A 23,510-nucleotide genomic window follows, 5' to 3' on the forward strand; every position below is an offset into this window, starting at 1 on the left:
AAACTGTTGCCTTAATTAGACTTGCTAAATGGGATGAAAATGTAAGACAAGCGAAGTTTAAAAGCTTTAATAGCATTGCTAGAACAATGTCTATATATTATCAGAATATACTCAACTATTTTGACAATAGAAGTACAAACGCTTCTGCAGAATCTTTTAATGCTAAAATCAAGGCCTTTAGAGCACAATTTAGAGGTGTTAGAAACATAAAATTTTTCCTTTTTAGACTCTCAAATATTTATGCCTAATTTCTAAATCCCACAACTTTTGGACTTGATCCGAATTAGCCTTGGAATCAGTTTTTGTTATCTGTTCATCAGAATTTATTTTAGATTCTTATAAGTATTCATTTTGAGGGTCGGAAAAATATCCTATACTTAATCACACACTACTTTATATTGTTATATGATTTTATTTAAACCTGAATACTTACGCTTTGAGGTTTATTTTTTATGCTAAACTCAATTGTTTGTTATGTTTATATGTGTACTTGTTGCAAACGAGCACTAGCCATTGGTTGAAAAGACAAACTGGGTTACAAACAGGCATTATTGGGTGTAAACATTGGAATGAATAACCTTGGTTTATTTTATCTTATTTTCAAATTCTTTTTATGGTTTTCACAATCTGGTGTTATTTTCGATTCATAAAGAGATTAATTTAAGATACCTGAGAAGCTTAAACAAATTTAGTATGACTAATTTTTTTCTTCTCTAGAACTGGAGTCTTATTTCTGAATTGTATTCTTTTTTGCATGAAGGATAGAAGTGTAAAGCCCACAGTGAGGTACGAACGAGGACTTGTAGCGGATAGCCTGACCATGCTTTTTTTTGCATGGGCACGCCCTTAAAATTCTGCTGTTAGAATATTTGTAACTAGGTTATTTTTATTGTTCTTTATATTATGTTTAGCTTTGGTGTATAAGGTATTTATGAAGTGCTATTATTGGTTATTACTATGTTCTCTGTAATGGATTAAAAAAAAGCTAATTGAAACTTATTCAATTAGCTTTTTTATTTTGTTTTCTGATGGTTTTATTATCTTTTACTTTACTTGAATTTTTAAAGTTGAAACAATATTATTTGACGCATTACCTATAAATAAAGGATATTTGCCTTGCTCTACACTCTAGTTAGAAATAGATTCATCGTAAAAAGCTAAGTCGGTTGTTGTAATGGTAATTTCTACATTTTGAGAGGTTCCTTTTTTGATAATTATTTTTTGAAACCTTTTTTGTTCTTTAAGTGTTCTTTTAATCTTAGATTTACAAACGATCAAATTGGGTGGTAAAAGTTAGTTTTTCTGATTTTAAAGGTTGTTTATTAACTTTAAAAATACTATATCCCTAAATGCGAACAATTAGATCTTCTTTATTTAATTACTCTATGACTTTTATTTTAAAAAATAATTTTCTTTAGCAGTAAAAACACTTTTTTAAACTATTCTTTTCTTTTAAAAAAAAGCCTAGAATTTTTATTAAAAAACCTAGACTCTCTTTTATTATACTCTATAAATTTTATCGAATAAATCTTTATAGATTTCTTTAATAACTGCTCGTTTCATTTTCATGGTTGGTGTTAAATGACCATCTTCTATAGACCAAACTTCTGGTGTAAGTTCAAATCGTTTTATTTGTTCCCACTTACCAAAGTTTTTGTTGCATTTAGTAACTTCCTTCTGAATACGTTTTATGACAATGTCTGACGTTGCTATTTCTTTATTACTTAAACCAATGTCTAATTTTTTATGCTTAATCCATTCTTTAATAAAATCGAAGTTTGGTTGTATAAAAGCAGCTGGCATTTTCTCTCCTTCACCAATAACCATTACTTGTTCTATAAATAAAGATTGTTTTAGTTCTCCTTCTAATAAAGGAGGAACCACATATTTACCTCCAGAGGTTTTAAACATTTCTTTGGTTCTTCCTGTAATCTTTAAAAAACCTTCACTATCAAATTCACCTTTATCTCCGGTGTAAAAATAACCTCCTTTTAATACGTTTTCAGTTCTATCAGGATCCTTAAAATAGCCTAACATTACATTTGGTCCTTTTACTAAAATTTCACCGGTTTCTGCAATTTTTACTTCTACACCGTCAATTATTTTACCAACAGTACCAACTTTAAAACCATTATTCCTTTCATCATTTACAGAAATTACAGGAGAAGTTTCTGATAATCCATAACCTTCCATAATTGGCATTCCTGCTGCAGCAAAAACTTTTGTTAATCTGGGTTGTAATGCTGCACTACCAGAAACCATTATTTTTAATTCTCCTCCTAAAGCCGCTTGCCATTTAGAAAAAATTAATTTTCTAGCTAGTTTTAATTGTGTTTCATACCACCAACCATTAACACCATAAGGTTCGTATTTAAGGCCTAAGTTTACAGCCCAAAAGAACAATCCTTTTTTTATACCAGTTAAAGCCTCACCTTTTAAAATTATTTTATCATAAATTTTCTCGTATAAACGAGGTACCGCAGTCATAACGTGTGGTTTTATTTCTTGTGCATTTTCCGAAAGCTTTTCTATGGATTCTGCAAAATAAATAGAAACGCCACAATATTGATATAGATATAAAATCATTCGTTCAAAAATGTGGCAAATGGGCAAGAAACTTAAGCCAACAGATTTTCCATAATCAAAAGGTACACGTTTTTCTGAACTTAACACATTGCTAACAATGTTTCTATGAGATAGCATTACACCTTTAGGTTTACCTGTAGTACCAGACGTATATATTAATGTAGCTAAATCATCTGTTTTTACATTACTTTTTCTTTCTTCAACAATATTTTGGGTACTAATGTCTTTACCCGACTCTAAAATTTCTTTCCAACTTTTTTCGCCTTTTATATCATCAAAAGTAAAAACAGATATTAAACTAGTACTTTTTTTGATCTTATTAACCTTTTTTAGAACTTCTTTGTCGGAAACAAAACAATATATTGATTCTGAGTGATTTAATATGTACTCATAATCTTCTTCGGAAATTGTTGGATAAATGGGTACATTTTGTGCACCGGTTTGTAATATTCCAATATCACAAATGTTCCATTCTGTTCTATTAGTAGAAGAAATTACGGCTATTTTGTCGTTAGGTTTTATTCCTAATTTAATTAAACCTCTGCTAATTTGGTTGGCTTGGTCAACATATTGTTGTGTTGTAATAGATATCCAACTACCACTAGCTTTAGATGTAAATGCTTTATCTAATTTATAGTTTTCTAATTGGTAATAAGGAAAATCAAATAATCTTGTAACTTCTACTGCCATATATTCTTATTATAATTGAAGTAGGCAAATTAGGAATTTTAGATTGATTTAACAAATACTTATTATAAGAGTTTTTTATTATGGATAATTTAAAATTTATACTTGTTTATTTATTTATAAGTACTATTTTCTATTTGTTACTTTATTTTTGATAACTTATTATAATAGAAAATCAGCTGATTTTCTAGTTCTTGTTGATAAATAGTTTTTATAAATAAAAAGCTAGCCTTTTATAAACAAAAAAGCTAGCTATATGTGGTTTTGGTTAGCCCCCTAATTCCAACCTCTTCCAATATGAGCGCAATGTATAATATATGGTACAAAATATTATAGGTATAAATACCTGTTTTGGTTTATTATTGATTTTAAATCTTTTTCTGTGTACGTTTGTGTCTTTATAGTTAATTGCGTAAACAACTTTCATATTTGTAATATTGAATTCACCAGAAATATTTTTATATTTTAAAAAAATATCTTCAAGACTTTCTTATACTTCTTGTTTTAAATCATTGATCGTTGATTTTTTTTAATTATAAGCTCATTTTTTAGGTATAATAAAGAGATGCTTTTAGTATATTTCAGATATGTGAAATTTATTGGTTTTGTTTCTTAAGGAGTTGATAATTATAATTTCTAGAAGGCTATATAAAAAATTTTAATATTTTTTTTATAGAAAATAAATAAAAGAGTAACAATTTAAAAATAATAGAGTCTTTTACGTAGTATTAACGCAGTTATAATCTTATAGAAACTAAAATAAAATTTATGAAACTTAAATTAATATCCTTTTGCATATCCTTATTATTTATAAATAGTAATTTAAAAGCACAGGAAACCATAAAATTAGATACCAATTTTAATAAAATCATTGTCAGTCCGCATATAGAAGCTGTTTTTATCAAAGGAAATAAAAGTAGTATAGAAATTAAAAGCATTACTGTTCCTCGGCAAAAATTTAAATATGAAATAAATAAAGGAACACTTCAAGTGTATTTAGAAGGTGCCAAAACGTATACTAAAAATAAAAAAAGAGTGACTAAAAACTATCAAACAAAAGTTCCTTTATATAAAAACAGAGTAGTTAAAGTAATTATTACCTATGTTGATGTAGACCTTTTTTCTTTAAGGGGAGAAGAAAAAATCTCATTTCAAACGCCTTTAATACAAGAGGAATGTACCTTGAGGATTTATGGAAAATCAGAAGTTAGTATTAATAAAATTGAAGTAGAAAAATTAGAGGTCTCTCTTTATGGTGATAGTTTTTTAAATATGGAAAAAGGAACGATTAATAAACAAAAAATTACGGCTTATGGCGCAAGTAAGGTAATTGCTTCAGATATTACATCTAAAGAAACTAAAATTACAGCTTATGGCAACGGAACCTTTCAATTAAATGCCTCCGAAAGAATTAAAGTAAATTCTTATGGAGAAGCTACGATTCTTTATAAGGGAAAAGCACAACTAAAAAAAGGAATCGTTATTGGTGAGTCTACTATAAGAAAATTACTTTAGATTTATAATTATGGCGTTCCCAAAGGTCGGGCTTTTTGCTATATCTTTTTGCAGAAAAAGCAAAAAGGATGCCGCTTCAATCCCTAACGCAAAAAAACTTTTAGATTTTTATTTGGGGTTTTAGTAGGTGTGTTTGTTTTATTATTTCCAAATTTACTATCTGTTTATTTAACTAAAAATTTACCTCTAGTTTGTTTCTAACTTCTTTTATAGGTAGGGTTTCTTCTAAAATGATGTAAGATTATTTGTTAATAGTTTTTTTTGGAGTGGTATTTACCATTGGTTATTTAAATACAAGTATCTCTTTTAATGGATTTGGTGGTGGTTTAGGTTCTGCAACTTGTATTGCACTTTTAGTAACTTTAAGTATTCCCGGAATTAAGAAAAATGAAAGTAAAGTAATAGTTTTTTATTGTAAAGAAAAATAAATGCGGTCTAGCATGAAAAAGAAAAATCACAAATAGAAATCTCAAAAAAAATGAATTAAGAATTCTTACGTCAATTAAGTTTTTTGAACATTCTTTTATTGTTTACAACCTAGTTTTTAGTATTTACGAAATTTCTTTACACAAGTTATTTGGTAATTTGTTTTTTAAATAAAAATAGCTCTCTGAAACCAGAAAGCTATTTTATAATCATTTTTCAGTAAAAAATATTTATTTACTTTACATCCATTAATTCTACATCGAAAATTAAAGTAGCATCTGGTGGTATAACTCCTCCTGCACCTGCAGAACCATACGCTAAATTAGAAGGGATTACAAAACGAGCTTTATCTCCCACTTGTAATAATTGAATTCCTTCATCCCAACCAGAAATAACCTGACCAACACCAACATTAAAATCGATTGGTTCTTTTCTCTTATAAGAAGAATCAAACACAGTACCATCTAATAATTGACCTTTATAATGTACAGAAACTCCAGCTCCTTTAGTTGCTTTTTTTCCTGTTCCTTTTTGTAAAATTTGGTAACGTAAACCGCTTGCAGTTTCGTCATAACCAGCAGCAACCGTATCTAACAATGCTTTTTGTTTTGCTATTTCGGCAGCTTCTCTTTTTTCTCTAGATCCTTCAAAAGTTCTAAAAGCTTCAACGGCATTAAAAGCTTCTGCTTCTGCACCAACTTTAATAATTTTTACAGATGTTAACACATCACCTTGCGCAATTGTGTCAACTATATCTTGTCCTTCAATTACTGAACCAAAAACAGTATGTTTACCGTCTAACCATGGAGTAGGGACGTGGGTAATATAAAACTGACTTCCGTTTGTTGCTGGACCAGAGTTTGCCATTGCTAATTTTCCTGGAGCATCATGTTTTAAATCTGGATGAAATTCATCATCAAATTTATAACCTGGGTTACCAGTACCTGTTCCTTGTGGGCAACCACCTTGAATCATGAAATCTGGAATTACTCTGTGGAATTTTAATCCATCATAATAAGGAGTTCCTTGTTTTTTTACTGAGTTTTCTAAATTTCCTTCTGTTAAAGCAATAAAATTACCAACAGTTCCAGGAGCTTTTTCGTGTTCTAATTTTACTTTAATTACACCCTTTGAAGTGGTGAATTCTGCATAAATTCCGTTATTCATAATCTTTAATTTACTTTTTGTTTTCTCGAGCGCAGTCGAGAGGTTTATTCATTTATTAGTTCTCGACTGCGCTCGAACTGACATTAATTGTATTCTTGAAATGTCTCAAGATTTTATTATTGATGAGATGCAGAAAATAGCAGCACCTATTATTTTTTAGCATTTAGCATAGATAAACCATACGTAAAACCAATATTTAAGTTGGTTGAGTTTACATTACCAAAAGGAGACCACATTTGTCCACCGGCAACATTAAAAGCAAAATTATCATTTACATGGTAATTAATACCTGCTGTAGGTCTTATTAAAACTCCTTCTCCAGAATCTACTCTTCCGCCACCTGCAACACCTGCAGCACCTTCTAAAAATAAAGAAATTCTGTTATTTATAAATCTATTAGATCTTATACCTAGTCCAAAAATACCATGAGCATAACCACCAGATCTTCCTTCGTAAGCAAAAGAAGCCTCTCCATTAATGTAAAAACGATGGTTTAAATCGTAGTTTACTTTTATGGCAATTAATTGTAAATCTACTATAGATGTTTCTTGACTTTCATCAATGCCAAAACGATTTACTCTAAAGTAAGATTGATTTTGCACACCAATTTGTATTCCTTGTGTTTTAATGGTTGTTAGTTTTTCTTCTGTAAAAGGTTTTGTAGTTCCACCGCTTAAACCATAATATTTTAAACTGAAACCGGCAGTATAAGCCTCAAAAGTACCACCAATAGATCTGTGGTATCCACCATGAGCACTCAGACCGAATTGTTTTGTTATTTTTACATCTGCTCCAACACTCGGGTACATGGTTAATCCTCCTTCCGGATAAATTCTACCACCTGCAGCTCCCATACCAAATTTACCAAACAAATTAACATGTTTGGTTGATACAAAGTTTTTTCCAAGTCCAATAAAAACATCCATAAAACCTGCGGTTAAACCACTATACATGGCATCTACATGTGCATAGGCAAAGGAGTTTTTAGTTAAATAACGTTGGTATTCAAACCCCAAAAGAGATAAAGTATGGTCTATTTCTTTATATTTAGGTGTTGTGCTAGCATCTGTTCTAGAGTTGCCAATAGGAAAAAGGAAATCGAAGGTTATTTGTTGCACACTTTTTCTAGCTGGTTTCTTCCAAAATTTGTCAGTAGAAGTATTTTTCTCTACAAAAGTTTTTTGAGCATCTTTGTAAGATGCTGTTCTAAATGATGTTGGTATTTCTACAAAAAACGAAACATTGTCACTTTTTTGAATTCCGGTAAAAAAGTTTACATACCCATATTGTACCCCAAGAGAATAGCCGTTATCTTTGTATTGTAAACCTATATTTGGGTAGATAATTCCACCACCATTAACCAAACTTCTAAAACCACCACCACCGCCAAAATGGACGTTCGCATCAAAATACAAATTTTTATAGATGGGTGTATTTACGCCTAAATTTACGCCTAGCGTAAATAAGCCACCTTGATCTCCGGTTATGGCTCCATGAAAACCTACTCCTGTATATAACCAATTATTTAATGGGAAATTATAATTTATTCCTACAAAACCCATTGTTGGATCTAAGTCATAACCAACCTTATCTACAGGTTGATGAACTAAAATGTAATTTAATCGAATAGAATTATGTAATTCTTTACCTTTAAAATCTGATAAATCATAAGTTTGAGAAAAACCATTAAAACAGAGGATTCCTAACAGTAAAAAAAGTAATTTTCTCATCATTATTATTTTTTAAATTCACTTGTAAAATGCAACTTTACAGTTGGATATTTGCTTTGCGTCATTTGTATGGTAAATTCAGAATCTGCTAAAAATACTAACTGACCTTGTTTGTCTTTGGCTAAATAACGTTGCTTTACACGTTTAAATTCTTTAAACTGTTCGTTTTTAGGGTCTTCTGGCTCTACCCAACACGCCTTATGTACATTTAGGTTTTCGTAAGTACATTTTGCACCATATTCATGTTCTAGTCTATATTGTATAACCTCGTATTGTAAAGCACCAACAGTACCAATTACTTTACGACCATTCATATCTAACGTAAATAATTGCGCAACACCTTCATCCATTAATTGATCTAAACCTTTAAATAATTGTTTAGATTTCATAGGATCGGCATTGTTTACATAACGGAAATGTTCTGGAGAAAAACTAGGAATTCCTTTAAAATTCAAATCTTCACCTTCTGTTAAAGTATCTCCAATTTTAAAGTTTCCGGTATCGTGTATCCCTACAATATCTCCAGGGAAAGATTCGTCTACAATTTCTTTCTTTTCTGCAAAAAAAGCATTCGGACTAGAAAACTTTACTTTTTTACCATTTCTAACATGTAAATAAGGCGCATTTCTTTTAAAAGTACCCGATACAATTTTTATAAAAGCCAATCTATCTCTGTGCTTAGGATCCATATTTGCATGAATTTTAAACACAAAACCAGTCATTTTTTTCTCTTTAGAATCTACCAAACGCTCTTCTGCTTTTTTAGGTTGTGGAGCAGGAGCAATATTAATAAATGCATCTAATAATTCTTTTACTCCAAAGTTATTTAAAGCAGATCCAAAAAATACAGGTTGCAGCGAACCGCTTAGGTACTCTTCTCTGTCAAATTCTGGGTAAACCTCGCTTATCAATTCTATTTCTTCACGTAAAGTATCTGCGGCTTTTTTACCAACTATTTTGTCTAATTCTGGGTTTGATAAATCGTCAAACTCAACACCCTCGGAAATAGAAGTTTTATTATCACCAGAAAAAAGATTTAATTTCTTTTCCCAAATGTTATAGATTCCCTTAAAGTCATACCCCATTCCTATAGGAAAACTCATAGGTGTAACACGTAAACCCAATTTTTGTTCCACTTCATCTAATAAATCAAAGGCATCTTTTCCTTCTCTATCCAACTTGTTGATAAAAACCAACATAGGTATGTTACGCATTCTACAAACTTCTACCAATTTCTCGGTTTGCGGTTCTACACCTTTTGCAACATCAATTACCACAATAACACTGTCTACAGCAGTTAAAGTTCTAAAAGTATCTTCAGCAAAATCCTTGTGACCAGGCGTATCTAAAATGTTTATTTTTTTATCTTGATAGATGAAAGCTAAAACAGAAGTGGCAACCGAAATTCCACGCTGACGCTCAATTTCCATAAAATCGGAAGTTGCTCCTTTTTTAATCTTATTATTTTTTACAGCACCTGCTTCTTGTATTGCACCACCAAATAGTAATAATTTTTCTGTTAATGTGGTTTTACCTGCATCTGGGTGCGATATAATACCAAAGGTTCTTCTACGTGCTATTTCTTCTAAAAAAGTCATCTACAAAATTTGAGGTGCAAAGATAGGGTTTATTCTATAATTTTTTTAGTGATTTAAAAGGTGATGAAAAGAAAAAAAAGAGATAGAATTTACAGGTTTTTACTGACCTTTTATATTAAAAAGAATTCGGTGAATCTCTGTGAAATAACTTTTTATTCTATAATTTCGATATGCATTTTTACATCATCTATAGGCCATTCATCTACACCAACCTTTACTTTAGAGATTTTTGTCATGGTGTCAAAACCAGAAATGACTTCGCCAAAAACGGTGTGTTCATTATCTAAATGATGGGCACCACTTCTTTTCTGTACAATATAAAACTCAAAAGGACTGGATAATTTATTAGGGTTATTGTCCCATTGTCTTGCGGCAGCCAAAGCACCATATTTGTGTTTTCTGTTTTTTCTAAATTCGGGTTTTAACAGATAATTGCCGTATTTTCTACGTTCTTTTTGCGTGTACATTTCATCAGAATTACCACCTTGAATCACAAAGTTTTTAGCAATTCTATAAAAAACGGTAGTGTTAAAATATTTTATTTTGGTTAAGAAAATAAAGTTGGCTCTGTGAATAGGCACATCTTCAAATAAGCGTAGTTTTATTTTACCAAAATCTGTTGTTATCTCTACAATTGTTTCTGGGTTTTGTTTGCCAAATTCAGTTAAAAAAGCTTCGGTGTTGTGGCTGTTTAAACTATCCCAAGCTTTAACGATCTCTTTTTTTACTTTCTTGTTTTTTAGTGTTAAAGTCTTTTTTTCTACAGATTTGTTTTCATCTTTACATTGAGAAAATGCGATTAAAGCGATAAGAAATAAGCATCGTAAGAAAAATTTCATAAATAAAAAGCAGTTATAAAGAGTTACAAATATAAACCATCATAATAAAAGAATAGAATAGTCTGATGGCTTTTGTAATTATTTTATGTTTTATTACTCATTGATTTTCTTATTTTTGCTAATATGGAAGAACAAGTAGTTTTAGTTGATGAAAAAGATAACCAGATAGGATTAATGCCTAAAATGGAAGCACACGAAAAAGCGGTATTGCATAGAGCTTTTTCTGTATTCGTTTTTAATGATAAAGGAGAATTAATGTTGCAACAAAGGGCAGCACATAAATACCATTCGCCATTATTATGGACAAATACTTGTTGTTCTCACCAAAGAGATGGAGAAACAAATTTAGAAGCTGGAAAACGAAGATTAGAAGAAGAAATGGGTTTTGTTACGGAGATTAAGGAAGTTTTTTCGTTTATTTACAAAGCGCCTTTTGATAATGGTTTAACAGAACACGAATTAGACCATGTTATGGTTGGTTATTATAATGATGCACCAAAAATAAATAAGGAAGAAGTAGAAGCTTATAAATGGATGACGTTAGTAGATGTTAAGAACGACATGGAAAACAATCCGAAAGAATATACAGAGTGGTTTAAAATTATTTTTGACAAATCTTTTGAAAAATTAGCAAATGCCTAAAGTAAAAGTTTATAGAAGAGCACATTTTAATGCAGCACACAGGTTGTTTCATCCAGATTGGTCGGATGAAAAAAATTTAGAGGTGTTTGGTAAATGTAGCAACCCAAATTACCATGGTCATAATTATGAAATGATTGTGGCTTTGTTTGGAGAGGTAGACCCCATAACTGGTTTTGTGTACGATTTAGGCTTGTTAAGAGAATTGATAAAAGATGAAGTAGAAGAGCCTTTAGATCATAAAAACTTAAATATTGAAGTTGCAGATTTTAAAAACTTAAATCCAACTGCAGAAAATATATCAATAGTTATTTATAATAAATTAAGACCTCATATTCCAGCACATTTAGACATAGAAGTAACATTATACGAAACACGAAGAAATTTTGTGAGGTATTCTGGAGAGTAATAACTTATACTAGTACCATTAAATATAATTTATGAAAATAATTGCCATGATTCCTGCACGTTATAGTGCATCTCGTTTTCCAGGAAAATTAATGAAAGATTTAGGAGGGAAGCCTGTAATTTTAAGAACGTATGAAGCAGCATTGCATACTAATTTGTTTGATGATGTTTATATTGTAACAGATTCTGATATAATTTATAAAACGATAGAAAATGCTGGAGGAAAGGTTCTTAAAAGTAAAAAAGAGCACGAATGTGGTTCTGATAGAATTGCTGAAGCTGTAGAAAATATAGCAGCAGATATTGTAATTAATGTGCAAGGAGATGAACCTTTTATTGATGCAGTCTCTTTATCCAAATTAATTGATGTTTTTAAAAAAGACGACAAAAAAGAGATTGACTTGGCTTCTTTAAAAGTACAAATTACCAATAAAGAAGATATAGAAAATCCTAATAATGTTAAGGTTATTACAGATGTAGATAATTTAGCAATCTATTTTTCTAGAAGTGTAATTCCGTATCACAGAGATAAAGATGTTGCTGTTAAGTATTACAAACACAAAGGAGTGTACGCTTTTAGAAAACAAGCTTTAATAGACTTTTACAATACACCAATGACGCCTTTAGAGGCTGCAGAAAAAATAGAAGCCATTAGATATCAAGAAATTGGTAAAAAAATAAAAATGGTAGAAACAGATGTAGAAGCTGTAGGTATAGATACTCCTGAAGATTTAGAAAAAGCTATTCAATTTTTAAAATCATAAATTATGTATAAAATAAGTGAAAACATAAAAGTAATAGCGTTTGATGCCGATGACACTTTGTGGGTAAATGAAACTTATTTTAGAGATGCAGAAGTAGCGTTTGCAAAGTTATTAGCCAAATACGAAACTCAAAATAAAATAGATCAAGAACTTTTTAAAAAGGAAATAGAAAATCTAAAACATTATGGTTACGGTGTAAAAGGTTTTGTGTTGTCTATGGTAGAATGTGCTTTAGAATTGTCTAATTACAATGTAAATCAAAAGACAATAGAAGCTATTTTGAATATAGGCAAGGAAATGATCGATAAGCCTATAGAGTTATTAGATGGAGTAGAAGAAGTACTGCAATCTTTACAAAGAAAGTATAAGGTAATTGTAGCTACCAAGGGAGATTTATTAGATCAAGAACGTAAACTAGAAAAATCTAATTTGCTAAAATATTTTCATCATATAGAAGTGATGAGTGATAAAAAAGAGAAAGATTATACAAAGTTAATTAATCACTTAGATGTAGAGCCCTCAGAGTTTTTAATGATTGGTAACTCTTTAAAATCAGATGTTTTGCCTTTAATAGCTTTAGGAGCCTCAGCAATACATGTTCCTTTTCATACTACTTGGGTACATGAGGAAGTTAGTGATGAAGAGAAATCAGATTCAGATTATAAAACGGTGGCTAAAATTAAAGAGATATTACGGTTTTTATGAAATATTTAGATATTGATACCTGGAATAGAAAGCAGCATTACCAACACTTTATCAATTTAGAAGATCCTTTTTTTGGAGTAACCGTAGATGTAGATGTAACGGGTATCTTTCATAAATCTAAAACAGAGAAAAAGTCTTTTTTTGTAATGTATTTATACGCTTGTTTAAAAGCTTTGAATAGTATTGAAAATTTTAAATATAGAATACAAGAAGATAAAGTTTTTATTTGTGATGCCATACACGCTTCTGCTACTATGGCAAGAAAAGACCATACTTTTGGCTTTTCATTTATTCATTTTTCTGATGATTTTAACGAGTTTAATGAAAATTACTTAAAAGAAAAGGAGCGAATATTAAATTCTACGGATTTATTTCCGCCAATAAAATCTGATAGTTGTATTTATTGTTCAGCGTTACCCTGGTTTTCATTTACAAGTCAAAAAGAACCTGTTTCTGGTGTTAAAAATGAAAGTATACCTAAACTATCTTTTGGTAAAACTTTTAAAGAAAACAATAAAATAATGATGCCTGTAGCAATTTCTGTAAACCATGCATTGGTAGATGGATATCATGTTGGTTTATTTTTTGAGGAATATCAGAAACAATTAGATAAAAACACCTAACTTTGCAAAATTAAATTTTAAATAAGTTATGGCAAGTATAAAAAACTTAAAAAAAGATATCAATTACGTTTTAGGTGATGTTATCGAATATGCATTAGATGTTTCAATCTTAAAAAATGCACCAGAAAAAGGAGATGCAATCATTGATGAAGCTATTGAAACTTTTGATACTTTAGTTTCTAAAGTAAACAACAGTAAAGTAGAAAACAAGAAAGCACACTTTAAAGCGATCAATCTAGAATTAGAAGAAAAAGCGAAAGGTTTGGTAGAAAAGATTAATACTTTATAATCTTAACAAATTTTTAAAGAAATTTTAAGACCATCATTTGAAAGAATGATGGTTTTTTTATTAAATTTGATTAAACATACTAAAACGATTTAGTAAACGTTATATTATTGTATAATTTAATTCTTAAAAATGGCTAGAGCAATGTTTGAGTACACTAAAACGATACTAAAAAAAGTAAGTTTTAATTCAGATTTATTTTGTAAAGAAGTGGAAAAGGCCTTAAGTCGATTGTTACCTTATGAAGTAGATGAGCTAACAATTTGGTTAAAGCAGTTTACATCTAATAAACCAGAATTATATTCTTGTATGGCATTAATTAAGTAAAAAAAAAGGAAGCTAAATGCTTCCTTTTTTTTTACTTAATTTTTAGAATTAGCTTTCTTGTGTTTGTATTTATTCATTAATTTTCTACCAAATTCCATTTCAGCAAATTGCAATTGGACTATCTTTTTATAGGAAATTACCTTTTTTATGTTGTTTATAAAATCTCTTTGAGATTCATAAATTTTCTTATCTATAGTTAATTTTAAAAGTATTAATGTTTCTGCTTCGTTTTCAGAAATCATTTTATCTTCTTCTTTCGTAGCATTTTTTATTTTAGACCTAAGATTGTTTCTTAAAGAATATTGCTCTTTAATATACAGGTTGTAGATAGGCCAAAATTTTTCTGCTTCATTAGATGTTAAGCTTAATTGCTCTGTTATATAGGAAACTTTAAGCGCCTTAATTTTTTCTCTACTTACATTCTTGTTTTGAGCAGACGAAGTAAGAGTACAAAAAAGGCCAATACATATAAGTGTGATTATTTTTTTCATATTCTTAATTTTAGTTTATTTCATTTAAAAATGAAGTGTTATCGGTAGTATTAATGTAATCTTCAATGTTTTCATCTTCTAATAAAGAGAAATAAAAATCGTTTTCTTCTAATACATCATTTTCTAATACATTAGCAATATCATTGGTGTTTAAAGTATTAGAATCTAGCCAAAATTCAATATCATCATCAGATAAGGAGTCTATAGTTAATTCTTCGTTTTTATTAAATACAAAAGAATTTAATCCGATAAATAAAATTACAGAAGCTGCTGCTGCAATAGGGATCATTTTTAAAACTCTTTCTTTAAAAGAAATAACTTTTGTTACTTTTTTAGTTGATGAAACTTTCGATAAAATTTCACTTTCTAGATCTTTAAAGTAAGAATCTGGAGTTGTAAAACCATTTTCTTTTGTAAAGTTTTCTTCCGCTAATTTGGCTTCTACAGAAACTTCAGTTGTGCTAAAATAGTTTTTAGGAAGAGAAAAACCTGTTTCTTTTCCTAAAATTGAGTTTAAATACTCTTCGCTATTTTTTATATTGTTTTCCATGATACTTTTTAGACCTTTTTTTTATATAAAGGTTTAATTGGTTTCTTTTTTTATGTATAGTTCAATTTTTTTAACTGCATGAAAATAAGAGGCTTTTAGGGCTCCAACAGATGTTTCTAGTATTTCCGACATTTCTTCATACTTTAATTCATCAAAATATTTCATGTTAAAAACTAATTGTTGTTTTTGAGGTAAAGTAGCAATTGCTTTTTGTAAAATCAGTTGAATTTCATCTCCAGTAAAAAAATCATCACTCGCTAGAGTAGAAGCTAATTCTTGTTGATAGTCAGAAATGTCTACACTTCTTTTTTTAGCTCTTTTATTTATAAAAGTAATAGCTTCATTTGTGGCAATTCTATACATCCAAGAAAATAATTTACTTTCTTGATTAAACTTATCTATATTTTTGAAAACTTTAATGAACGTATTTTGTAGAACATCATCTGCATCATCATGAGAAATCACAATTTTACGAATGTGCCAATACAAGCGTTCTTTATAGAGAGACATTAACTCTCTAAACGCTTTTTCTTTAGTCTGAACATTTTTTAATTGTTCTATTAAAAGAGTTTCATCTGTCAACTATATAGTTTGTAGAGTTTAGACTTAAAATATTTAAAAAGGTTTAATGTTTATTTCTTACTCTAGTTCTAGAATATCCAAAAAGTCTTTTTTGTTTTATAATGTCAGAGATTCCTGGTGGCAGCATTTCTTCCCAACCAGATTCTCCATTTAAGATCATTTTTAAAATGGTACGAGAAAAAATATCTAAGATGTCTTTATCAAAGTCATCAATATTAACAAGTTTACCATTATTTTTAAAGAATTTGTATAATTCTTTCATTCTTGGGTGCACTTTTAAACTTTCAATTGTAATATACTCGTCAGATTTTGTATCGTGGTAAGGGTAGGTGTAAACCTTTAAATCTCGATAGAATAATTTACCGAAAGCTTCTAAGATACCTCCACTTAAATTACGGTAATATTTTTCATCAAAAAGTTCTATTAGGTTTTGACCACCCATGGTTAATCCCATTCTTTCTTTAGTAAATTCACTAAAATACTCTACCAATTTAAAGTATTGTTGAAAGCTTGTAATCATTACATTTTGTCCTAGAGAGCAAAGTAATTCTGCTCTGTCTAAGAAATCTCTTTCGTTAATTTTCCCTTCCGAGGTTAAATTACTTAGTGTAATCTCAAAAATTACTTGAGTTTTATTTTCATCTACTTTTTTTTCTGCTAAAAACATTTTTTTAGACTTTTCATACATGTCCATATTTACCTTAGTAACAGGTCTAAAACTTCCACGTAAAGCTAAAATGTTTTTCTTATATAATACCTGTGCTGGTAATAAGTTGTTTCCGTCTGGGCCAAACATCACCGCATTGGTCATGCCGTTTTTTAGCAATTGTAAACTCATTAAACGGTTGTCTACATACATAAAACGAGGTCCAGCAAAATTTATCATATCAATTTCTAACTGGTCATTGCTTAAATTATCATAAAAAGATTTTACTAAATCTTTAGGATTATCATTCAAATAAAAAGCACCATAAATTAAATTTACACCTAAAACACCTAAGGTTTCTTGTTGTAAACGAGCATCAGTTTCCTTAAAACGTAAGTGTAAAACTATTTCATTATAGCCTTCTAAAGGATCTAGTTGAAAACGAATACCAACCCAACCATGGCCTTTGTATTGTTTTGCAAAATCTATAGTAGTTACAGTATTTGCATAACTAAAAAATAATTTATCTGGATGTTTTTGTCTACTTAAACGGTCTTCCATTAAATCAATTTCATGACCTAACATTTTTTTTAAACGTGGCTGTGTTACATAACGATTGTCTTGTTCCACACCATAAATTGCATCAGAAAAATCCTTATCATAAGCACTCATAGCTTTTGCAATGGTTCCGGAAGCAGCTCCAGATCTAAAGAAATTACGTGCAGTTTCTTGTCCTGCACCTATTTCTGCAAAAGTTCCGTATATATCTTTATTTAAATTAATTCTTAAAGCTTTGCTTTTTGTAGTAGGTACACTACTAATTTCTTGATCTCCTTTTAAAGATATTGCCATATAATGCTATTTTAAGGTTCAAACAAATGTACTAAAATAGACTGCTATCAGTCAATTTTTATGTTATTTTTGTTGGAATGAATTTTAGCAAGAAACAACTGAATATTACCTTTTTAGGAACAGGTACTTCACAAGGAATTCCGATGATTGCAAATAACGACCCCGTTTGTTTATCTAAAAACTTAAAAGACAAGCGTTTGAGGTCTTCTGTTTTAATTTCTTGGGACCATGTTTCTTATACGGTAGATTGTGGTCTAGACTTTAGGCAGCAAATGTTAAGAGAAAATGTACAATCTTTAAACGGTGTCTTTTTTACTCATGAACACGCAGATCATATAGGTGGTTTAGATGACTTAAGAGCCTTTTGTTATCAAATAGGGGAGATGCCTATTTATTTAAATGAGAGAACTTTAAGGAGTTTAGAGAAAAGATTCGAGTATATTTTTAGTACAGAAAATAGGTATCCTGGAGCGCCAAGTGTATTGCCAATAATTGTTGATAAAAAAAGTTTTTATGTTGATGAATTAAAAGTAACTCCAATAAAAGTGATACATGGAAAACTACCAATTACAGCATATAGATTTGGAGATTTTGGCTATTTAACAGATGTGAAATATGTTTCTGATGAAGAAAAATTGAAGCTTCAAAACTTAGATGTTTTAGTGGTAAATGCATTAAGGATAGATGAGCATCCAACTCATTTTAATTTGCAAGAAGCGCTAGATTTTATAGCAGAACTTAAACCAAAAAAAGCATATTTAACACACATAAGTCACAAATTAGGTTTTCATGATGCTGTTTCTAAAATACTACCAAATAACGTTTTTTTGGCTTATGATGGTTTAAAAATAACTGTTTAGGTTTTTATAAACTGATTTTTAGTGTATCTTTGTTAATAGACCTTTTTTTATAAAAGAGTTAAATAACCCCCTTTTAGTAACCAATTTTTAGTATAAATGGAAAAAAATTCAGAAAATAAACAACCGGCAGTTGAAAATCATAAAATTGACGACAGAATTGCAGCAGTAAGAGATTTAATCTTTGGTGAAAATATGCAGCAATACAGCACTGAATTTGCTGATGTTTTCGACAAAATTAAAACACTTAAAGATCAGACTAATAAAAATATTTCTGAATCTGTTACAAATCTTGAAAATAAATTAGCAGATTTAGAAAGTTTAATGGAACATAAGTTTCAAGACTTAAACGATGATTTAGATAAAAAAATTGCTGATTTAGATGATGAAAAAACAGATAGAAAGAAACTTGGAAAAGCTTTAGAGAAAATTGCATTGATGTTGCAAGAATAAATGAAAAAAATACCTGTAGATAACAATAAAGACAATCGTTTTGAGTTGCTCAGAGATCTTTTATTAGCTGAAGATAGAGAAAAGTTTGATTCACTTAGTCAAGAAATTATTTTTAAGGAAAAACTAACTAAAAGAATTTCTCCTCTTGTAGATGAAAAAATCTTAACTCTTCGTGAAAATTTTCCAGTAGAATTTGGAGATACAATTATAAAAACTATAAAAGTTCAAATTAGAGACTCTCAAGACGAAGTAGTAGAAGCCTTGTACCCGATTTTGGGTAAAATGGTTAAGAAATTTATTGTTGCAGAAATTACTAAATTATCTGATAATATTAATAGAATTATAAAAGAAAAATTCTCTGTTAAAGAAATTATTAAAAGATTCTTTAAAGGAAAAAGAAACGATGCCAGTATTGTTTTAGAAGAAGTTTTTGAATTTATTATAGAAGAAGTTTTTGTTATAGATAAAGAATCTGGTTTGCTTTCCGGAAGCTATTCTAGAGGTAATATAGCAGATAAAGATATGATTTCTGGTATGTTAACAGCCATTAAATCTTTTGCAGAAGATGCTTTTTCTAAAGAAGGTCAGGATTTAGAAAATATTAAATTCGAAACTTTTCAGCTTTCTATAAAAAATTTTAAAACCATTTATATTGCCATTGCAACTTCTGGCGTTTTAACAGAGGAATTAACAGAAGAATTATCTGATAATATAAATAATTTAGCAGAAACTATTTTAAGAGATCGTTCTTATTTATCTGAGGAAGAGCGATTAAATAAATTAATATTTAGTCAATTAATTAAAAAATAAATAATCCCCCCCCCATAATTTATGATAGCAAAAAAAGTACTACTCGTTGGTAATTTTGGCGTTGGTAAAACTTCATTAATTAAAAGATTTGTTTTAAATGAATTTACCGAAGATTACATAAGTACTATTGGAGTAAGAGTAAGTAAAAAAGTAGTAGAATATAAAAATGAAACTATTAAATTAATGATTTGGGATGTTGCCGGTACAACCGGTAATGAGAAAATACCAAAAGCTTATTTTTTAGGTTCTAGCGCTGCAATGTATGTGTTTGATGTAAGTAGAGAAGAAACCTATTTAACGATTGAAGAGAATTTAAAAATGGTTAAGGAATTATCTGGTTTACAAAACATAACTATTGTTGGTAATAAAAAAGATTTACTGTCTAAGGAAGAATTAGAAAACGTAGTACAAAAGGTTTCTGTAGATATTGATTTAATTACGAGTGCTAAAGAAGATGAAAATGTAGAAGATGCATTTATGAAATTAACAACTCTAGCTTTAAAATAATAATATTGATACCTGCAAAAATAGAAGATGTTTTTATACATTTAACTACTGATTACTCAGGAGTTATAAAGAGTATAGTAGCAGGGAAGTTTGCCAAAACTACATTTACAATTCTAGAATCTATCTATGATTCTTGTCCTTTTTTAGAAGGAACTTTAGACGCTCTTCCTTTTAACGAGCCATTTCTTTTAGAAGGTATGGTTATTGTTTCTAAGGCTATTGAGTACAATATAGATTTAGAACTTTTTAAAAAGGAAGCTTGCATTGATATTTTAATACATAATAGAACCAATGTTTATAAATATGTAAATCAGCTTAATCAAAATAGAAACGATATTTTTTTTATAAAAAGAGAACTTACAGAAAAAAATATTGAACTAGAAAAATTGCGTAAAATTGCTGATAAAGCAAATGAAGAGAAATCTCGTTTCTTGGCTATGATGAGCCATGAAGTAAGAAATCCATTGAATTCAATACTTGGATATTCTGAAATGATTTCAGCAGAAAAATTGAATAAAAAGGTTGCTAAATACATTAAAAACTTATCATCTGCAGGTAAAAATTTAAAAGTTATAGTAGATGACATTTTAGATTTATCGCGTATAGAAGCAGGTAAATTACGCTTGGTTTACGAAGAGGTTTCTATAAGAAATATTATTCTAGATTGTAAGAACGATTTTCAGTATTTACATACCAATAAAAAAGTAGATCTTGTTTTTTTAACTTCAGAAAAACTACCAGATATTGTTTTAGGTGATTCAGTAAGAATTCGTCAAATACTTTCAAATTTAATTAGCAATGCTATAAAGTTTACCAATAAAGGAAGTATTGTAATTAGCGTAAAAGTAGTTGCAGAAGCGGAAAATGAGTTTACCTTAATTTTTGAAGTTACAGATTCTGGTAGAGGAATGAATGAAGGTCAATGCTTAAAGATATTTGAAGAATACCAACAAAACGAATTAAATGACTACCGAATATATGGTGGAGCGGGCTTAGGTTTGGCAATTGTTAACCGTTTGGTAAAAGCAATGAATGGTACCATTTCTGTAAAAAGTGAATTGAATGTTGGATCGTCTTTTTTTGTTGAAATTCCTTTTAAAAAATATTCAAAATTAAATAATTCGGTAATACCCGTAGAAAAGATTAAAAAGAAAAATAAAGATTTAAAAGGTAAAAAAATATTGGTGGCTGAGGATGATCTAATGAATCAGACAATTATTAGACATATTTTGAAAAAAGAAAAAGTGAATTTAATGCTAGTTAATGATGGTTTAGAGGCGCTTTCTAAAATTAAAACAGCGGTTTTTGATGTTGTTTTATTAGATATAAACATGCCAAACATGACAGGTGAAGAGTTAATGAAGAAGAAGGATGTTATTACAAATGTAAATACTACAACTCCTTTTTTAGCATTAACAGCCAATACTTCTACTGAAGATATAGAACGATATTTGACATTAGGTTTTTCTGGTGTAATTTCTAAACCTTTTACAATTACGGATTTTATTGAGAAGATTAGGGATGTTTTATAGATATAATATTTTCTACAATACTTTATAATCAATCTACTATAAAAATAAATTATTTACGATCCATAAAATCTTGAAAAGCATCTTGGGTTATCGCTTTCCCTAAAGAATCTAATTTTAGAGCTTCCGTACCTTCTTCTACTGTTGGTTTTTTACTCATATAATCGAATAAGTAAAACCCATTTTTAGTAAGTGTGCCAAACCCTTTGTTGTAAATATAATGTGCGTATTGTTTATCAGAAGTATTAAAGATGTTTTTGCTAAATTTAAATTCCGCATTGTTTCCTTTTACTAAGTCTAAAAGAGTGTAAGGCAAATCTATTTGACTAGCAATAGTGTTAATTTCAATGCCTTTTTTATTTAAAGCACCTCCCAACCATAACATGGGTATTCTATATTTAGAAGTTGCGTTAAAAGGTCCTTTTTGTTCCGGAATTCTATGTCCGTGATCTGCTAAAATTATAATTAAGGTGTTTTTATACCAAGGTTGTTGTTTTGCAAAATTGATAAATTTACCGATGGTTTTATCTGTATACGCATGGGCGCTTTTAAACTTATCTTCTTCTGTTTTTTTACCAAATTTATAGGTGTCAGGAAACTCAAAAGGTTCATGACTTGTAAGTGTTAAGGCTATTTTAAAAAAAGGTTCATTTTGTTTTTTAGAGAGATCATCTGCAATACGTTGCATAAGCACGTGGTCATGAACTCCCCATTTAGAATTCCAATCTTTTTTATCAAAAAAACTTCCATCTACAAAATCGGTAATTCCGGCATTTCGTAAATAGGTGTTCATATTCCCAAAATTTAAATCTCCACCATAATAAAAGGAAGTATTATAGCCTAAATCATTCATGTTTTTAGGTAACATGGGTAGGCTTCTTGTTTTATTCGGCATTTTCATAATGCTTTCTGTGGGTTGTGGGTAGTAACCACTTAAAATAGCAGGAATTCCTTTGTCTGTTCTATCTCCGTTTGCGTAGAAGTTGGTAAATAGAATACCTTCTTTAGAAAGTTTGTTTAGGTTTTCTGTTACATTAGGTTCACCGCCTAAAGAACCCACAACTTTTGCCGTTAAACTTTCCCAAACTATTAAAATTACATTGGGTTTAGTGGTGTTTAAAATGCTATCTGTATTTGCTGTTAAAAGTAGATTTCTTCTTTTATTGATTAAGCTTTTTGATACTTTATCATCAAAAAATTTATAAGGATTTGTAGTGTTAGATTTATGTGTAAGTGCATTAAAAAAATTCCAGGCGTAGTTTATGGATGCATGGTTTGCAAACATTTTGCTAGAAAAATAAACGTTACTTTGGTTAACTGGTATGGTTTGTAAACCACCTCTAACAGGTATAATTAAAGCCGCTGCTATCAATAAAAAAACAAAAGATTGTAGCCAAAAACTTTGTTCAATTTTATCAATTTTTTTGGTAATAATTTTATTAAATAATTTAATAAAAATAAAAGAAGTGATTACCCAAAAAATAGTTCCAGAAATCTGTTGAAAAGTAGATGCTGAAGCAACCATAATTTCTGGAGTATTCAAGTACTTTAATAAAGAAGAGTCTAAACGTGTGCCCCAAGATTGATATAAATTAGCATCAATAATTAATAATAAACTTAAAAATATAATCAAAATTGCGGAATACCATTTTATAATCGTTCCAATTTTTTTTGAATTGGTAAAAACAGAAAAAATGATGATTAAAAAAGGAATAAAACATAAATAAGCCGCAAAAGAACTGTCTAGTTGTAAGCCGTAAATAAATGTTTTTAAGGTAGTTAAGATGCCTAGGTCTTTCGTTTTATCAAAATAAAATAGTAAGAAAAATAAACGTGCAAATACAAAGTATCCAATCCATAAAAGAAAATAATAGATATTGAATAAAAGTCTGTTTTTTAAAGTTTTCAAGGAGTTAAATTTCTGTTTGTTATT

26 protein-coding genes are annotated in these 23,510 nt (G+C 29.3%); 15 read left to right on the forward strand and 11 right to left on the reverse strand.

Going from position 1 to position 23,510, the window contains the following annotated elements; all coding sequences use genetic code 11:
- On the forward strand, positions 1 to 248 hold a 248-nt coding region (locus tag MPF19_RS17450), incomplete at its 5' end, for a transposase (protein WP_249989554.1).
- 880 nt (positions 249 to 1,128) lie between these two features.
- Here the strand turns inward: MPF19_RS17450 and MPF19_RS19535 are convergent.
- Both MPF19_RS19535 and MPF19_RS17455 read right to left on the reverse strand, forming a co-directional pair.
- Complete coding sequence (locus MPF19_RS19535; protein WP_502925226.1) at positions 1,129 to 1,278, reverse strand: fibronectin type III-like domain-contianing protein; 150 nt, start codon at positions 1,276 to 1,278, stop codon at positions 1,129 to 1,131.
- 222 nt (positions 1,279 to 1,500) lie between these two features.
- Positions 1,501 to 3,276: an AMP-dependent synthetase/ligase gene (locus tag MPF19_RS17455; RefSeq protein ID WP_249989556.1), complete on the reverse strand. Its 1,776-nt coding sequence runs from the start codon at positions 3,274 to 3,276 to the stop codon at positions 1,501 to 1,503.
- Positions 3,277 to 4,041: 765 nt separating this feature from the next.
- Here MPF19_RS17455 and MPF19_RS17460 point away from each other — a divergent pair.
- Complete coding sequence (locus MPF19_RS17460) at positions 4,042 to 4,788, forward strand: head GIN domain-containing protein (RefSeq protein WP_249989558.1); 747 nt, start codon at positions 4,042 to 4,044, stop codon at positions 4,786 to 4,788.
- Between the two features lie 245 nt (positions 4,789 to 5,033).
- On the forward strand, positions 5,034 to 5,216 hold the full coding sequence (locus tag MPF19_RS17465; RefSeq protein WP_249989560.1) for a hypothetical protein: 183 nt from the start codon (positions 5,034 to 5,036) through the stop codon (positions 5,214 to 5,216).
- A gap of 232 nt (positions 5,217 to 5,448) precedes the next feature.
- On the opposite strand, the gene MPF19_RS17470 is transcribed toward MPF19_RS17465, so the two are convergent.
- From MPF19_RS17470 to MPF19_RS17485, 4 genes are all read right to left on the reverse strand, one after another.
- On the reverse strand, positions 5,449 to 6,381 hold the full coding sequence (locus MPF19_RS17470; RefSeq protein ID WP_249989561.1) for a peptidylprolyl isomerase: 933 nt from the start codon (positions 6,379 to 6,381) through the stop codon (positions 5,449 to 5,451).
- 149 nt (positions 6,382 to 6,530) lie between these two features.
- Positions 6,531 to 8,111, reverse strand: coding sequence for a hypothetical protein (locus MPF19_RS17475; RefSeq protein ID WP_249989563.1), 1,581 nt, complete (start codon positions 8,109 to 8,111; stop codon positions 6,531 to 6,533).
- Between the two features lie 5 nt (positions 8,112 to 8,116).
- A complete protein-coding gene (locus MPF19_RS17480; RefSeq protein WP_203395206.1) occupies positions 8,117 to 9,709 on the reverse strand; it encodes a peptide chain release factor 3 in 1,593 nt (530 codons plus the stop codon).
- 152 nt (positions 9,710 to 9,861) lie between these two features.
- On the reverse strand, positions 9,862 to 10,548 hold the full coding sequence (locus MPF19_RS17485) for a peptidylprolyl isomerase (RefSeq protein ID WP_249989565.1): 687 nt from the start codon (positions 10,546 to 10,548) through the stop codon (positions 9,862 to 9,864).
- Positions 10,549 to 10,671: 123 nt separating this feature from the next.
- Between MPF19_RS17485 and idi the strand changes: the two genes are divergently transcribed.
- The 7 genes from idi to MPF19_RS17520 all read left to right on the forward strand — a co-directional run bounded on the left by idi (position 10,672) and on the right by MPF19_RS17520 (position 14,300).
- Positions 10,672 to 11,190, forward strand: coding sequence for an isopentenyl-diphosphate Delta-isomerase (idi, locus tag MPF19_RS17490; protein ID WP_203395208.1), 519 nt, complete (start codon positions 10,672 to 10,674; stop codon positions 11,188 to 11,190).
- Positions 11,183 to 11,596: a 6-pyruvoyl trahydropterin synthase family protein gene (locus MPF19_RS17495; RefSeq protein ID WP_203395209.1), complete on the forward strand. Its 414-nt coding sequence runs from the start codon at positions 11,183 to 11,185 to the stop codon at positions 11,594 to 11,596. Before idi ends, MPF19_RS17495 begins: the two co-directional genes overlap by 8 nt.
- Before the next feature lie 31 nt (positions 11,597 to 11,627).
- Positions 11,628 to 12,359, forward strand: coding sequence for a 3-deoxy-manno-octulosonate cytidylyltransferase (gene kdsB / locus MPF19_RS17500; RefSeq protein WP_249989567.1), 732 nt, complete (start codon positions 11,628 to 11,630; stop codon positions 12,357 to 12,359).
- A 3-nt stretch (positions 12,360 to 12,362) separates the two neighbouring features.
- Positions 12,363 to 13,064: an HAD family hydrolase gene (locus MPF19_RS17505; protein ID WP_203395211.1), complete on the forward strand. Its 702-nt coding sequence runs from the start codon at positions 12,363 to 12,365 to the stop codon at positions 13,062 to 13,064.
- Complete coding sequence (locus MPF19_RS17510) at positions 13,061 to 13,687, forward strand: chloramphenicol acetyltransferase (RefSeq protein ID WP_249989569.1); 627 nt, start codon at positions 13,061 to 13,063, stop codon at positions 13,685 to 13,687. Before MPF19_RS17505 ends, MPF19_RS17510 begins: the two co-directional genes overlap by 4 nt.
- 28 nt (positions 13,688 to 13,715) lie before the next feature.
- Positions 13,716 to 13,976: a hypothetical protein gene (locus MPF19_RS17515; RefSeq protein WP_203395167.1), complete on the forward strand. Its 261-nt coding sequence runs from the start codon at positions 13,716 to 13,718 to the stop codon at positions 13,974 to 13,976.
- Between the two features lie 129 nt (positions 13,977 to 14,105).
- Positions 14,106 to 14,300, forward strand: a complete 195-nt coding sequence (locus MPF19_RS17520) for a hypothetical protein (protein ID WP_203395168.1) — start codon at positions 14,106 to 14,108, stop codon at positions 14,298 to 14,300.
- Between the two features lie 35 nt (positions 14,301 to 14,335).
- Here MPF19_RS17520 and MPF19_RS17525 read toward each other — a convergent pair whose 3' ends face one another.
- Genes MPF19_RS17525 through MPF19_RS17540 form a run of 4 tightly spaced genes read right to left on the reverse strand, consistent with a single transcriptional unit; the run spans position 14,336 to position 17,421 of the window.
- A complete protein-coding gene (locus MPF19_RS17525; RefSeq protein ID WP_203395169.1) occupies positions 14,336 to 14,791 on the reverse strand; it encodes a sensor of ECF-type sigma factor in 456 nt (151 codons plus the stop codon).
- Positions 14,792 to 14,801: 10 nt separating this feature from the next.
- Positions 14,802 to 15,341: a hypothetical protein gene (locus MPF19_RS17530; protein ID WP_249989571.1), complete on the reverse strand. Its 540-nt coding sequence runs from the start codon at positions 15,339 to 15,341 to the stop codon at positions 14,802 to 14,804.
- Between the two features lie 33 nt (positions 15,342 to 15,374).
- Positions 15,375 to 15,923, reverse strand: a complete 549-nt coding sequence (locus MPF19_RS17535) for an RNA polymerase sigma factor (protein ID WP_203395171.1) — start codon at positions 15,921 to 15,923, stop codon at positions 15,375 to 15,377.
- Between the two features lie 43 nt (positions 15,924 to 15,966).
- Positions 15,967 to 17,421: a TonB-dependent receptor gene (locus MPF19_RS17540; protein ID WP_203395172.1), complete on the reverse strand. Its 1,455-nt coding sequence runs from the start codon at positions 17,419 to 17,421 to the stop codon at positions 15,967 to 15,969.
- A 77-nt stretch (positions 17,422 to 17,498) separates the two neighbouring features.
- On the opposite strand from MPF19_RS17540, the gene MPF19_RS17545 reads away from it, so the two are divergent.
- From MPF19_RS17545 to MPF19_RS17565, 5 genes are all read left to right on the forward strand, one after another.
- Positions 17,499 to 18,281, forward strand: coding sequence for an MBL fold metallo-hydrolase (locus tag MPF19_RS17545; protein ID WP_249989574.1), 783 nt, complete (start codon positions 17,499 to 17,501; stop codon positions 18,279 to 18,281).
- A 96-nt stretch (positions 18,282 to 18,377) separates the two neighbouring features.
- The gene (locus tag MPF19_RS17550) at positions 18,378 to 18,731 is read left to right on the forward strand and encodes a hypothetical protein (protein WP_249989576.1); all 354 of its coding nucleotides are present in this window, start codon (positions 18,378 to 18,380) and stop codon (positions 18,729 to 18,731) included.
- Positions 18,732 to 19,541, forward strand: a complete 810-nt coding sequence (locus MPF19_RS17555) for a cell envelope biogenesis protein OmpA (protein WP_249989578.1) — start codon at positions 18,732 to 18,734, stop codon at positions 19,539 to 19,541. It abuts the gene before it with no gap.
- Positions 19,542 to 19,562: 21 nt separating this feature from the next.
- Positions 19,563 to 20,048, forward strand: a complete 486-nt coding sequence (locus tag MPF19_RS17560) for a Rab family GTPase (RefSeq protein WP_203395176.1) — start codon at positions 19,563 to 19,565, stop codon at positions 20,046 to 20,048.
- Positions 20,049 to 20,053: 5 nt separating this feature from the next.
- Positions 20,054 to 21,580 (forward strand): ATP-binding response regulator, encoded by a 1,527-nt coding sequence (locus MPF19_RS17565; protein ID WP_249989580.1) that lies wholly within the window; start codon positions 20,054 to 20,056, stop codon positions 21,578 to 21,580.
- Between the two features lie 49 nt (positions 21,581 to 21,629).
- On the opposite strand, the gene MPF19_RS17570 is transcribed toward MPF19_RS17565, so the two are convergent.
- Positions 21,630 to 23,486: an LTA synthase family protein gene (locus MPF19_RS17570; RefSeq protein WP_249989582.1), complete on the reverse strand. Its 1,857-nt coding sequence runs from the start codon at positions 23,484 to 23,486 to the stop codon at positions 21,630 to 21,632.
- Positions 23,487 to 23,510 lie beyond the last annotated feature (24 nt).

The organism is Polaribacter sp. Z014, assembly GCF_023555435.1.
Taxonomy (GTDB): domain Bacteria; phylum Bacteroidota; class Bacteroidia; order Flavobacteriales; family Flavobacteriaceae; genus Polaribacter.